This is a genomic window from Agromyces badenianii, from assembly GCF_003070885.1.
Classification (GTDB): domain Bacteria; phylum Actinomycetota; class Actinomycetes; order Actinomycetales; family Microbacteriaceae; genus Agromyces; species Agromyces badenianii.
In genome coordinates, this window is the sequence record NZ_CP028913.1 from 1,460,992 (window position 1) to 1,473,955 (window position 12,964).

12 protein-coding genes are annotated in these 12,964 nt (G+C 66.3%); 5 read left to right on the forward strand and 7 right to left on the reverse strand.

The window, feature by feature from the left end; all coding sequences use genetic code 11:
* Positions 1-25 precede the first annotated feature (25 nt).
* Both DCE93_RS06955 and DCE93_RS06960 read right to left on the reverse strand, forming a co-directional pair.
* Positions 26-2,392, reverse strand: coding sequence for an arylsulfatase (locus DCE93_RS06955; RefSeq protein WP_108595245.1), 2,367 nt, complete (start codon positions 2,390-2,392; stop codon positions 26-28).
* A 131-nt stretch (positions 2,393-2,523) separates the two neighbouring features.
* Positions 2,524-2,874, reverse strand: coding sequence for a carboxymuconolactone decarboxylase (locus DCE93_RS06960; protein ID WP_108595246.1), 351 nt, complete (start codon positions 2,872-2,874; stop codon positions 2,524-2,526).
* A 220-nt stretch (positions 2,875-3,094) separates the two neighbouring features.
* On the opposite strand from DCE93_RS06960, the gene DCE93_RS06965 reads away from it, so the two are divergent.
* On the forward strand, positions 3,095-4,663 hold the full coding sequence (locus DCE93_RS06965) for a DUF1254 domain-containing protein (protein ID WP_108595247.1): 1,569 nt from the start codon (positions 3,095-3,097) through the stop codon (positions 4,661-4,663).
* Positions 4,664-4,731: 68 nt separating this feature from the next.
* Positions 4,732-5,301: a potassium channel family protein gene (locus tag DCE93_RS06970; protein ID WP_168186182.1), complete on the forward strand. Its 570-nt coding sequence runs from the start codon at positions 4,732-4,734 to the stop codon at positions 5,299-5,301.
* Positions 5,302-5,346: 45 nt separating this feature from the next.
* On the opposite strand, the gene DCE93_RS06975 is transcribed toward DCE93_RS06970, so the two are convergent.
* From DCE93_RS06975 to DCE93_RS06985, 3 genes are all read right to left on the reverse strand, one after another.
* Entirely contained in the window at positions 5,347-6,444 is a 1,098-nt protein-coding gene (locus DCE93_RS06975; RefSeq protein WP_244284264.1) for an AI-2E family transporter, read from the reverse strand.
* A gap of 159 nt (positions 6,445-6,603) precedes the next feature.
* A complete protein-coding gene (locus tag DCE93_RS06980) occupies positions 6,604-7,125 on the reverse strand; it encodes a hypothetical protein (RefSeq protein ID WP_108595249.1) in 522 nt (173 codons plus the stop codon).
* A 137-nt stretch (positions 7,126-7,262) separates the two neighbouring features.
* Positions 7,263-7,766 (reverse strand): DUF1269 domain-containing protein, encoded by a 504-nt coding sequence (locus tag DCE93_RS06985; protein ID WP_146184957.1) that lies wholly within the window; start codon positions 7,764-7,766, stop codon positions 7,263-7,265.
* 278 nt (positions 7,767-8,044) lie between these two features.
* Here DCE93_RS06985 and DCE93_RS06990 point away from each other — a divergent pair, with 278 nt between their 5' ends.
* Positions 8,045-9,328: a PucR family transcriptional regulator gene (locus DCE93_RS06990; RefSeq protein ID WP_108595251.1), complete on the forward strand. Its 1,284-nt coding sequence runs from the start codon at positions 8,045-8,047 to the stop codon at positions 9,326-9,328.
* A gap of 666 nt (positions 9,329-9,994) precedes the next feature.
* On the opposite strand, the gene DCE93_RS06995 is transcribed toward DCE93_RS06990, so the two are convergent.
* Entirely contained in the window at positions 9,995-10,324 is a 330-nt protein-coding gene (locus DCE93_RS06995; RefSeq protein ID WP_108595252.1) for a DUF7882 family protein, read from the reverse strand.
* A 68-nt stretch (positions 10,325-10,392) separates the two neighbouring features.
* On the reverse strand, positions 10,393-10,746 hold the full coding sequence (locus DCE93_RS07000; RefSeq protein WP_108595253.1) for a hypothetical protein: 354 nt from the start codon (positions 10,744-10,746) through the stop codon (positions 10,393-10,395).
* A 414-nt stretch (positions 10,747-11,160) separates the two neighbouring features.
* Between DCE93_RS07000 and DCE93_RS07005 the strand changes: the two genes are divergently transcribed.
* Entirely contained in the window at positions 11,161-12,555 is a 1,395-nt protein-coding gene (locus DCE93_RS07005; protein WP_168186183.1) for a DUF2254 domain-containing protein, read from the forward strand.
* Entirely contained in the window at positions 12,552-12,947 is a 396-nt protein-coding gene (locus DCE93_RS07010; protein WP_108595255.1) for a hypothetical protein, read from the forward strand. The genes DCE93_RS07005 and DCE93_RS07010 overlap by 4 nt, the downstream gene beginning before the upstream one ends.
* The last annotated feature ends 17 nt before the right edge of the window (positions 12,948-12,964 follow it).

Genomic DNA, 12,964 nt, shown 5'->3' on the forward strand with positions numbered 1-12,964 from the left:
GCGAGACTGGATGCCGCTCGAGCCGCTACTGCCTGGCCATCGTGATGCGCATCCGTTCCTCGGGGTCGATGAGGTGGTCGTGGTCGTCGTCGCCAGTGTCGATCTGCACCCAGTTGATCGTCCCGGTGAATCGGCTGCTCTGCGGGGTGTAGTCGGGGCTGACCGCGGTGCCGGATTCGTATCCGATGTCGGTGGTCTCGTCGGCCGAGAACACGAGCGGTTGCGTGGCGCCGACCCGGCCCGTGCCGACGGCGTCGCCGTCGTAGTAGAGCGTGACGTCGCCGCCCTTGCCGAGGCCGCCGCCGTCGTAGGCGAACTCGACGCGCACCTGGTGTGTTCCTGCCGGCACCAGCCGGTCGGCCTCGATGGCGAACTCTTGGATGCCGAGCACGTTGTAGACGAACTTCGCCGCGCCGCCGGTCAGGTAGACGCTCCATCCGCCGAAGCGGCCGCCCTGGGCGATGATGACGCCGTTGGCCCCGCCCTCGGGCACGTCGACTTCAGCGGTGACCGAGAACGACTTGTTCTTGATACTCACCACGCTGTTCTCGCTCAACCGTCCCATCCCGGCGTACAGCAGCTGGGTGTTCCCGCGAATGAGGGTGGGACGACCCGCGATATCCGGGTTCGCCCGTTCGATGAGCCGATCGTCGAGCGGGAGCACGTTGTACTTCGTGGCCTCGATGAGCCAGAGGCGTTGCAGGTGGTGCAGTCTGTCTGGGTGCTCTGCTGCGAGGTCGCGGGCCTGGCTGTAGTCGGCGTTGCCGTCGTAGAGCTCCCAGACGTCGTCATCGAATGCGACGAGCGTGCCGCCCACCAGCTCCCACGGTGTGCGGTGCTTGGTGACCGCGCTCCAGCCCTTGAAGTAGAGACCGCGGTTGCCGGCCATCTCGAAGTACTGCAGCTCGTGCCGTTCGGCGGCATCCGGCTCCCGGAAGCTGTAGAGCATGCTGGTGCCCTCCATCGGCGATTGCTGCACGCCGTTGACCATCGTCGGTTCGGGTATCCCGGCGGCTTCGAGGATGGTGGGGGCGACGTCGATGCAGTGCGTGAACTGGCTGCGCAGCCCGCCCTGCTCCGTGATGCCCGCAGGCCAGTGCACGATGGTGCCGTTGCGGGTGCCGCCCCAGTGCGACGCGACCTGCTTGGTCCACTGGAAGGGCGTGTCCATCGCGTGAGCCCAGCCCACCGCGTAGTGGTTGTACGAGCTCGGCGTGCCGAACTCGTCCATCTTCGAGCGCATGAACTCGGGCGTCTCGAGCGCGGCCATGCCGTTGAAGTTCGCCATCTCGTTGAACGCGCCGTTCAGGGTGCCTTCAGCGGATGCCCCGTTGTCGCCGATGATGTAGTAGATCAGGGTGTTCTCGAGCGCCCCGAGGTCGTCGATCGCGTCGATCACCCGGCCGACGTGGTGGTCGGTGTGCTCGAGGAATCCGGCGTAGATCTCCATCTCACGTTCGAGCACCGGCTTCAGGTCGTCGGGCATGTCGTCCCACGCCGGGATCTCGGCGTGCCGCGGCGTGAGCTCCGCGTCGGCGGGAATGACGCCCATCTCCTTCTGCCGGGCGAAGGTGCGCTCGCGCTGCACGTCCCAGCCGTCGGCGAACTTGCCCCGGTACTTGTCAGCCCACTCCTTCGGCACATGGTGCGGCGCGTGCGTGGCGCCGGGGGCGAAGTACACGAAGAACGGCTTGTCGGGCATCAGCGCCTTCTGGCTGCGGATCCAGCTGACCGCATGGTCGGCGAGGTCTTCGGTGAGGTGGTAGCCCTCTTCGGGCGTCGCCGGCGGCTCGACCGGAGTCGTACCGTTATAGAGCGCGGGATCCCACTGGTTGTTCTCGCCGCCGATGAAGCCGTAGAACGTCTCGAAGCCGCCGCCGCCCGACGGCCACGCGTCGAACGGACCCATGGGGGAGGACTGCCACACCGGCACCTCGTGGCACTTGCCGAACTGCGCCGTCGAGTACCCGTTGAGCTTCAACGTCATCGCGAGCGGCGCCTTGGTGTTCGGCCGCAGCGAGCTGTTGCCCGGCGCCGAGGTGGCGGTCTCGGTGATGCTGCCCATGCCGACCGAGTGGTGATTGCGCCCGGTCAGCATCGCCTGCCGGGTCGGCGCACAGAGCGCCGTCGTGTGGAAGCGGTTGTACTTCAAGCCCCCGGCCGCGAGCTTCTCGGCGTTCGGCGTCTGGCACGGGCCGCCGAACGCGCTCGACGCACCGAACCCCACGTCGTCGATCAGCACGATCAACACGTTCGGTGCGCCGTCGGGCGGCAGCAACGGCTCGATCGGCGGATACGCCGTGTCGGGATCCTTCGCGTCATAGGTCGTGAGCCCCGGCGCCGGCCGGTCCGGAATCGGCAGCATCGTGCGCGCATGGCGATCAGGATTCATGAGCTTTCCCCTCCCAAAGGGACGTCCGTGCCAGCAACGTAAGCTCCGAGGGTCACGACCGCGTCACGCGATCTGCATGAACGTCTGCGTGCCGGCGTCAGCCGCTGAGCGCTGCGCCGCTGCCTGCGCTCCTACGTCTCGTCGTCTTCTTCGAACTCGAGTTCGGCGACCTCGAGTTCCGCGAGCTGAATCTCGGCCGCGAGTGCCCTGACGATCTTGCCGGTCGCTGCCGCAATCCGCGCGGTGCCGACGATGGGCGCGATCGCCGTGAAGACGCCCCGAACCGTCTCTGCGTCGAGGCCCGCCTCACTGGCGGCCTCGAGGTTCAGCGCGTAGGACACCGCCGGCGCGTCCACCGCGACCAGCGCGGCGATTCGCACCAGGATCAGGGTTTCGATGTCGAGATCGGATGCGGCCAACGAGTCTGCAGTCATCCGTGAGAGCAGATCGAGCACCGGTGCGTCGTTCCTCGTGTCGCTCATGATGTGTCCCTTCTATTGGTGGTGTTGAAACGGTGGCCGCGTTGTCGGCCGACCTCATTGCACCCGGTGCCGTCGTTGCGCCGCATCATGGAGACCGCATGAAACCAGCGTCACGACCACACGCGCTCTTCTGCGGCATCTTCACCCAATTCATATGATGACCGGCACCCGCGTGCTCACTACGTTGCCGGGTGATGGGGACCAGCAATAGGAGGCCGCGATGCCCGGAAACGATGCAACCAGGACGCCGGTTCCCGAATCGGTGACGACTCCATCGCGCGTGGATACCGGAATCGGGAGGTTGGAGTTCACCGACGGTTACCCCACGGGGGAGACCGCGACGAAGCTCCGCGACCACCTGGATTACCTCCACGGGGTCGAGGCGTTCATGAACTCGGTTCAGGGGGTCTCGCTGGTGGCCCTTCGTGACGGCTTCCAGAACGTCGGCATCAACGATGGAGACGTCCTGCTCTACTCGAAGTTGATGGACTCGAAGTCGTTGTTTCTCACCGGCAACGCAGACACCGTCTATTTCTGGGCGTTCCTGGACCTTTCAGAGGGGCCCGTCGTGGTCGAGACGCCGTCGGAGACGCTGGGCGTCATCGACGACATGTGGTTCCGATGGATCACCGACTTCGGGCTTCCCGGTCCCGATCGAGGCGAAGGCGGCGCGTACCTGCTGGTGCCGCCCGGATATGACGGCCCGCTGCCCGAGGGGGGATGCTACGTGCGCCACTCGCGCACGAACCACGTGGTGTTCCTGGGCCGTGCGTTCATCAACGAGTACCCGGGCAACGATCCCGCTCCGGCCGCTGACCGGATCCGAGAACAGCTGAAGGTCTCTCCGTACACGCCGGGCGGTATCGGGAGCAGCATCGGAGCATTCCTGACCGGGAACGGGCCTCTGGGCCAGCTCGCGGAGTCGAAGAGTCCCCGTTTCGTGGAAGGCAGCGGCCTCGCGATGAACACCCTCCCGCCCACCGATTTCGGCCACTTCGAGATGCTCGATGCCCTCGTCCAACTCGAGCCGGCAGCGGCACTCGATCCCGACACGGCTGGCGACTTCGCTGCGATCGGGATCGTCAAGGGCGAGACATTCGCGCCGGATGCCCGGCTGCGCGCCATCCTGGACGACGCCGCGGCCGTCGCGAATGCTGCCGCGCGCACGTTGGGCATGGGTGCCCACCCGTCAGACGACTTCCGGTACTACGACGACTCCGCCTGGTGGAACATGCTCTTCGATGGAGGGTTCGAGTTCCTCAACCCGCCACCCCGCATCACCGCCGATGGAATCGAACCTTTCCCCAACAAGGGGGCACGCACGCTCCACGCGCGCACGTCGTTCTTCTACACGGCAACCGGCGTCACCCCGGCGATGTGCATGCGATTGACCAACGCCGGGTCGCAGTACCTCGTGGCCAATGTCGATCAAGATGGCGGCGCATTCGACGGCTCCAAGACGTATCGGGTGCGGCTGCCGAAGGACGTCCCCGCCGCCCGGTTCTGGTCGCTGAACGCCTACGACAACCAGACGCGTTCGCTCCTGCAGACCGATCAGATCTCTCCGCGCGCGGGCAGCCAGGAGTATCCGTCACCCGCGGCGCAGGCCGAGGCCGACGGTTCCACGGTGGTGTACTTCGCCCCGACCCAGCCCGATGGCGTCCCCCGTTCGAACTGGATCCAGACCGATCCGGAGCGAGGCTGGTTCGTGTTGCTTCGGCTGTACAGCCCGCTGCAGCCCTTCTTCGACAAGACCTGGAGGCCCGGCGAGTTCGAATTGGTGCGGTAGCAGCGGCCGACCTGTGTGCTTCGGAGGATCACGTGCGGTGGAACAGGAAGACGGTTCAGAGCGATCCCGTGACCGACGTCGATCCGCAGCCCCTGTCGCCGGCCAAGCGGCGCCGCCTCATCGCACTGGGGCTGCTGCGTGCTCTGGCATCGACCGCCGTACTGGTCGCCCTCTACTTTCTGGTGCCCTTCGATCTCATCGAGGCGGTGCCCGTCTGGGCGACGCTGACGACCGCGCTCCTGGTCTTGTTCGCGGTCACGGCATGGCAGGTGCGCGCGATCACTCGGTCCGCTCACCCGAGAGTCCGAGCGATCCAGGCTCTCGCCATCACCGCGCCGCTGTACCTCCTTCTGTTCGCAGCCATGTACTTCGTCATGGCGAATGCCGACCTCGACGCCTTCAGCGCCCAGGGGCTGACCCGCCTCGACGCCCTGTACTTCACCGTCACGGTCTTCGCCACGGTCGGCTTCGGGGATGTCTCTCCCACCAGCCAGGCCACGCGACTCCTCGTCATGGTGCAGATGATCCTGAACCTCCTCGTTCTCGGCGCGGGCATCCAGGTGCTCCTCGGCGCCGTGCAACGGAGTCGCCGAGACGAAGCGCCGGATCCGATGTCGGACCCCGAAAGAAGCTCGTGACGCCGGTTTCGGGCCCATGGTGCCCCGCGGCATGGGCGCACCACCTCAACTGAGCTCTCTTCCACCGGCGCCGGGCGCTGGCCGCTCGCGCGTCTTCGGGCGTGCCCAGCGTGCGGGCATGTTGTCGCCATCCCAGACTTGCACGACGCCCCAGGCTGCGGCAGTGAGCGGTACGGCGAGCAGGGCTCCTGTGATTCCGCCGAGGGCCGTGCCCGCGGTGATGACGACGAGCACGACGAGTGCGTGGAGGCTGACCGTCTTGCCCATCAGGAGCGGCTTCAAGACATTGCCTTCGAGCTGATTGACGATGATGACGACGACCACGACGAGTGCCGCGTTGAGCGGTCCGTTGCTGACGAGGGCGACCAGGGCGGCGACTGCACCCGCGCTCACGGCGCCGATGATCGGGATGAAGGCGAGCAGGAGCGTGAGGATCGCGAGCGGTAGCGCGAGGGGAACCTGCAGAACGAGTAGGCCGATGAAGATTCCCACGGCGTCGAACAGTGCAGCGGCGGCGGTGCTGGAAATGTAGCCACCGAAGACGTCGACGGTCTTCCGCCTGATGCGCTCCGCACGGTCGTAGGCGACGCCCTCGTGTGGTCGCACGAGGAACTCCCACATCTGCGGGCCGTCCTTGAGGAGGAAGAAGAGGATGATCGCCATCAGGCCGAGGCTCGCGCCGACTTCCGTGACGGCGCCGATTCCGCCGAGCGCCCCGGATCCGAACTCGGTGCTCGTGACGAAGGCGCTGATCTGCTCCTCGAGGTCATTCAGCTGACCCTGGTCGGGTGAGAACGGCAGGGTCTGCATCCAGGCGACGACGCGCTGGAAGCCATCCTCAGTCTTGATCGCGAGCTCGCGCCATTCGAGGCTGACCGATCCCACGACGAAGAGAAGAGTGGCGGTGATCACCGTGAGGAGGAACACGAGTGCGAGCGCCGCGCCGAGCGCGGGCTGGAGACGATGTCGTCGGCTCCATTCCATCCACGGTGCGAACGCCGCTGCGAAGATCAGCGCGAGCGCGAGAGGGATCGTGACGATCGACAGGCGGCTGAGCAGCCAGACCAGTGCCACGACGACGGCGCCGACGAGGAGTATCTGCGCGCCGCGGGTTCCGGCGCGCCCGAGACCGTCGCTCCACAATCGCGAAATGGATGTCCGGCGGGAATCGGCCGGCGCGGCGCCGGATCTCTTGGGGATCGCGCCATCCTGCCGTTCGCTTCGGGCAGTTTCGGTCGAGGGTAGGTCGAGGCGACGAGTTTGGAATCGCATGCTTCTCCTTGGTTCGCGGGATTGGGTGGGTTAGTGGACGCAGGCCTTGAGCAGGACGACTCCGCCGACGGCCGCCAGCTGGAGCAGCAGGTAGCCGGCCTTCTGCCCCTTCGTCGTGGCGCTCCCGCGCAAGCCCCAGAGCACGAGCACGAGCTGGGTGATGGTGAGAGTTGCGATCGCGAGCATCAGGCCCGTCCTCAGGCTCCAGATGCCGGTGTCGCTGAGCAGCAGGAAGACGGCGGGCACGACGGTGATTTCCAGCGCGCGGATCGAGGCTCCGAGGATGTGACGCAACGTGCTGGGCCGCGTCGCCCCTCCGCGCTCGCTGGCGTGCGCGATCGTGTCGGCGACGAGGCTCGCGGCGAACAGTCCTCCCATGGTGCCGAGGAGGCTGCTCGCTGCGGATCGTCCGGTGAACGCCTCAGACGACGGGATCATGACCAGCAGCGTGGCGACGCCGGTGATGGACGCGTACAGCGCCTCCCTTGGATGCTGCGTGAATCGCGCCGGTCGTGTGCCGCCGCTCGCGAGCACCGGTCGTTCGATCGCCATGATTTCCTGTCCCTTGCTCGTGATTTCGGTTGTCGGGAGCCGATAGGGCAGCCGTTCGCCGATGCCCTGAGGAGTCGCGGCGATCGGGGCAGCCGTGCGTGTCGGAACGCGGCACGGTGCCCCGATCGGCCCGCGACTCAGGCGGCGTCGAGCTTCTCCTTGAGGGCGGCCATGCGCTCCTCGGCGTTCTGGCGGCGCTCTGCCTTCCGCTCTTCGCGCGCTACCCGGTCGGCTTCTTTCTGCGCCTTCCCGTAGGCGTCCTCCGCGGCCTCGAGCTCGGCGAGCACCACGTCGGCGGGACGCCGATACACGGTTCCGCCCTGCTCGGCCATGAGCCTGTCCACCACCTCGGCGGCGTACTCGTTGACCTCTGCGACCACGGCCGTGCCGCCCAGCGGGATGTAACGGCTGATCTCGCCAAGCGCGCTTTCGGAGTCGCCAGCGCGGCGGATGTCGAAGGCGCCGCCGACCAGCAGGCCTCCGGTCCACCCGAAGAGCATCCCGATCGGGCCGCCGATGACGCCGATCATGAGCCCGATCAGACTGCCTCCCAAAGTGGCGGCCCCACCCAGGGTGTCGCCTCCCTCCGGGGCGTCGAGTCGGCCCTGCTCGTCACGGGTGACGATGCTCGCGGCGAGCACGTCGACCCGCCCCTCGAGCGCAGCGCCCTTGAGTTCGCTGAGCGCCTGATATGCATTGCTCCGGTCGTGGAACGAGACTGCGATGACATTGTGTTCGGACATGTTGTGACCTCCAGATCACGTTGATTTTCAATGGATTCGCGCGGCATTTCCGCGACACATCAACGTTCTCGTGGATCGGTATTCGGGTCATCGTGCGCTCTGTCGCAGCCCTCGACGAAACGATGTGCACTCTGCCCCTCCTGAGTTAAGCTGACCGCGTGTCGACAGCAGACTCGATGGCGACCGTCATCGCCACGCTCGACTGGGACGCTGACCTCGGGGCGGCCTCGCTGGCCGAACACGAGGCCGATCAAGTACGGTCCCGACTCGGAGACGGAGCAACCCGGTGGGTGACCGGGGCCGTGGAGCAATCCCTCGCCGCGCTGCACGAGCAGATTCACGACTCGCTCGCGCCGTGGCCGATCATTCGAACGTTCGCCCAGCACGTGCTCACCGCGACGCTGCTCCACCTCGCCGGCGAAGACGAGCTCCCAGCCGACACGGAGGCCATCGACCGCGATCTCGCCGAAGACATCGTTGCGCGGGACATCCCGTTGTCGGACATCACCCGAGCACTGCGGAGCATGCAGCATGAGTGGCTGTCGCTCCTGATCGATGCCGCCGTGAGCGTGGGTCCAGAGGGCATCAGGGTCGTCGCGGCCGTGGCGACATCGGTCACCGAGACGATGGATGCCTGGATCGGTGCAGCAACCGATGCGATCGTCGAGGAACGCCGGCGGGTCTACCTGGCTGAGCAGGTCCGCATCCGGAGCGCGATCGAATCGCTGGTGACGCCGGCTCCCGTGGATGTCGAAGTGGCCACCCAGGTGCTGCGGATCCCACTGATCGGCTGGCACCTCGGTTGCGCCATCGGAACACCTCCGGGAGGTGCGGTCGAACGGCGACTCCTGGACGGCATCGTGCACCTGTTCGCTCGGGGAGTCGGCAGCGAACGGATGCTGCGATACGAGACGAGCGCTGGCACGATTCACCTCTGGGTCACCACCGATCGCCCGCCGCAGACACCTCGAGTCGAGGATCTCCGGGTGCCGGCACCCCTGCTCGTCGGCATCGGCGAACCGCACCCCGGAGCCGGCGGATTCCGACGAACCTTCCTGGAGGCCTCCGACGCGCTGGGGCTGGCCGCCAGGCTGGGCGCGGGCGGCGGAATCTCCTACGGCGACGCTGCGCTGGCGATCGTCCTTCTGCGGGACGAAGAACGCGCCCGCTGGTTCGTCGAGCACGAGCTTCGCGATCTCGCCACGGACAGCCCCGAAATGGCCGAGATGCGAAACACGGTCAGGGCGTTCTTCGACACGCGGATGCGTATCGCGCCGGCAGCTGAACGTCTCTTTCTGCACCGCAACACGCTCATCAACCGGCTCGAGCGGATTCAGGCCGTTCTCGGCCACCCCGTCGCCGAGCGCACGGCCGAGACCCAGGCAGCGCTCGTGCTTGTCGAGCTTCTGAGACGGCATCCCGACGATCCATCCACCAAGTACGACGGGCCGGGTGCATGACCGACGAGATCATCGCCCGAGCTCATCGCGCACAATGGGCTGGGCATATGTGGTCGCAGGCGGTGCGACGGTATTCAGCAGACTCTGCATTGGAGACGAAGATTGACTTCAGATGGCGCGGCGAGCCAGAGCCAGGCGATGCGAGACGTCCAGCCGCCACCACGCAAGCGCCGCGCGTTGATGCGTTGGTCATCGGCTGTCGCGCTGCTATCGCTGCTGTTCTTGTTGGTTGGCAGCTTCCTCGTTTACCAGCAACCGATTGAGCCAGCAGAAGCGACTGGTGTCTGAGTCGGCGAGGACAGTCAGGGCCGGGTCTCGCTCTCTGACGACGGCGTTGCTGAACTCCAGGATGTCCACATCAGAACCCTCAAATCTGGATACATCGTTGAACGTCACGTCTCCAGCGCGCGTGGTACCTGGCGAATTGAAGGCAATGAGATCATCATCGACTTCACCAGGGATGGGGCTGCAACTGACCTCGGCGGAGTCCTTTACATGCTCTGGGAGCGTCCGCTCTTCGGTGACCTGGCTTTGATCACATCCACCAGCCCAGACTCATCAGTTGGCGAGGAGCGATTCCTCCGACGCACGTAGCGCATCTGCGAATGCTGCTCCTGTGCCGATCTGCGCAGGCACATGGAGTTCATCGATTCGGGAGCGAGAAGCTCAGCTCAGCCGTACGGATCCCATCGCCCTGGCGAGCTGTCCGTTCGGTGCGGTGACGATCAGGCCCGATGAGCTGGCCGCCGACTCTGAAAGTCGTTGCAGCCACTGCTCATCGATCGCCGGCACACGGGAGCCGGCGAACTTGAAGTACACCGGCTGCGTCGGCGTCATCCAGAGCGAGCTGCGGCCGTCACCGACGGATGCGGCGTCCAACCAGGAGATGACCAGCGATTCGTTGCGGCGAAAGCGCTGAACGATGACGATCTGCAGATGCGAGAGCAGCCGATCTTCGAAGTCCACGGAGATGTTGCCGTGTGCCATGCTTCCCATCGGATGACTCCTGACTGCTCCACGTTCGCTGCGGCACCGTCGGGTGCCGACTCTACCGCTCTCGGCGGTCAGCGGCTTTCGTGCGAGGTGCTCTCGGCATCTGTCTCCGCCGGCCCGGATCTGCGCGCGACACCGACCCCGATCGAGCTCGGCAAGCGCCGGCGTATGCGCTGACGGAGGTCGTTCACCGCTTGCTCGGCATCGAGGTCGACCGACACCGCGTCGCTGCCCATCGAGATCAGCTGACTCGCGGGTCCGATGATGAGCATGATCTCGCGAACTTTCCCGTCTTCATCGACTCCCGGAATGGTGACGACATCTGCGGAATCCACGATCGCGAGAACGCTGGCGTACTCCATCAACGCCTCCGCGATGGCATCGTCGGTGAAGAAACCGCTGCTGGCGTAGAGGATGCGCTTCATGCCTCGATTCTGACCCTCTCCATGCGCGTCTCACCAGCCCCTTGCGGAGCTGCATCCCGAGGGTGAGGCGAACGCTCATTCGGGTTCCCATACCGTATTTCCGACCTGCTGACCAGTCCCTCGGGCCGATTTGGGAGAGCGAAGGAGGCTGTCGCAAGCTTGACCGCGGTCGTTGCTCACACGACAGGGGAGGTGCGAGCAGGAGTACCGCATCGCGTCGGAGCGGCCAGTTGGGGAACATGGCCGCTCCGACGCTCTCTTCCGCCCACGCCGTCGGCGCCCTCGTGCGCGGAGGCGTTCGCCTGGGCCCTGAGCTCGATGAAGCACATTCGGCCCAATCGGTCAAGGCTCTGTCCGCGGATCCGCGACTCCGTCAGCATGGGTCAGTCCGGGCGACGTCGATGCGACGGAGGCATGAAGATCAACTTCTACAAGCAATTCCGCAGCATCAGCACCTCGCTCTGGCTGATCCCGGTGCTGTGCGTCTTGCTCGGAATCGTCGTCTCCCTCTCGACGATCGCCGTTGACCGGGCAACGGACTATGCGTTGCTGCCCGAGGATATGGTCGGAGGCCCTGAAGCGGCGCTGGAGATCCTCACGACGGTGGCGACGTCGATGGTCAACCTCGCCGTTCTGGTTCTGACGATCGTGCTCGTCGTGGTGCAGCTGGCGATGGGTCAGTTCTCGCCGCGCATCGTGCAGCGTCTGCTGCGCGACCGACAGAGTCAGTTCGCCATCGGCCTGTTCGTCGCGACGTTCGTGCACACGCTCCTGACCATTCGCGAGGTGGCGATCGGTGGGCCGGGCGAACCGGGTCAGGTGCCGGGCGTGGCGATCGTCACGACGTTCGTGCTGTCCCTTGCCAGCATCGCGGTGCTCGTGATCTACATTCACCACATCGGCCAGGCCCTGCGGGTGTCGGCTCTCGTGGAGATCGCGGGAGACAACACGCGCAAGCTCATCAACAAGGTCTACCCCGACGCGGAGCCCGCGGCCGACGTGGCCGACCCGAGCCTGGTCACCGCCGAGGAATCCGGAGTCCTCACCTGGATCGCGCACGAGAAGCTGGTCGGGCTCGCGCGCCGGGCCGACTGCACGCTGGAACTCATCCCCGCCCTCGGCGAGTTCGTTCCGGCCGGCGGCCGGCTGTTCCGCATCGACGGTGATCCCGATCGGGTGGACCACGAGCAAGTGCACTCCTGTGTCATCCTTCGCCTCGAGCGCACGTTGGAGGAGGATGTCGCCTACGGGATGCGTCTTCTCGTCGACATGGCCATTCGAGCTCTCGCCGACGCGCCCTGGCAGGATCCGACCACGGCAGTGCAATCGATCGATCGGCTGCACGACTGCTTGCGCGAGCTGGTCCGACGGCAGTTCCCCGACGGCCGGCACTACGACGAAGACGGAGAGCTGCGCCTGACCGAGGAGGTGATGTGCTGGGATGACTACGTGCGCCTGGCGTTCACCGAGATCCGGCTCGCCGGCGCCGGCTCACCCCAAGTGGCGCGTCGCATCCTCTCGGCATTGGAAGACCTGCTCACCGTGGCGCCCGAAGACCGCCGCCCGGTCCTCGAGCTGCATCGCGATCTCGTGCTCGCGACCGTCGCGCGCCGGTACGAGGACGAGCGCGACATCGAGCTGGCGTCTGGCCGCGACGCCAGCGGGATCGGCGTGTCGGCGCGGGAGCAGGCGGAGGACGTGATCGGCCAGGAACACTCGTCCAGTCCGCCCCACCGCGATGTGCCGTCCGCCCGTCAGTCCACCGGTTCGAACTCGTTCAGTCGCCGGCTCGGGTCGAAGTCGTCATGATCGGGAACGGCTGGGTCGCTGCCGGCCTCCTGGCCGCCGTCTTGGCGTTCGCGGCCGTGATGGCGTACCTCGAGACGACGGCGCAAGGCGTCGTCGGCCGCAGGCCGCATCGCGGCACCGACCCCGAGTCGAAGATCGTCGCGACACTGCAGGCCGAGGGCTTCAGCGTTGATGAGATCGCCTACGCGCTGGCCGCTGACACCGACCCGAGAATCGTGCCGGTGCTCGTCGTCGGCGGCGGGTTCGGGCGGGTTGCGAAGCTGCCGACGCTCGGAGTGCGGTTGCGGTCGCTCTCAGCTGCTGGGCTCGAGCGAGGCGCCCGGAAGGCGGCTGCACGAGAGCTTCAGGTGGACCCGGGCGAGATCATCCTCGACATCCGCGACGCCCCGTAGCGAGTAGCGACCAGGCG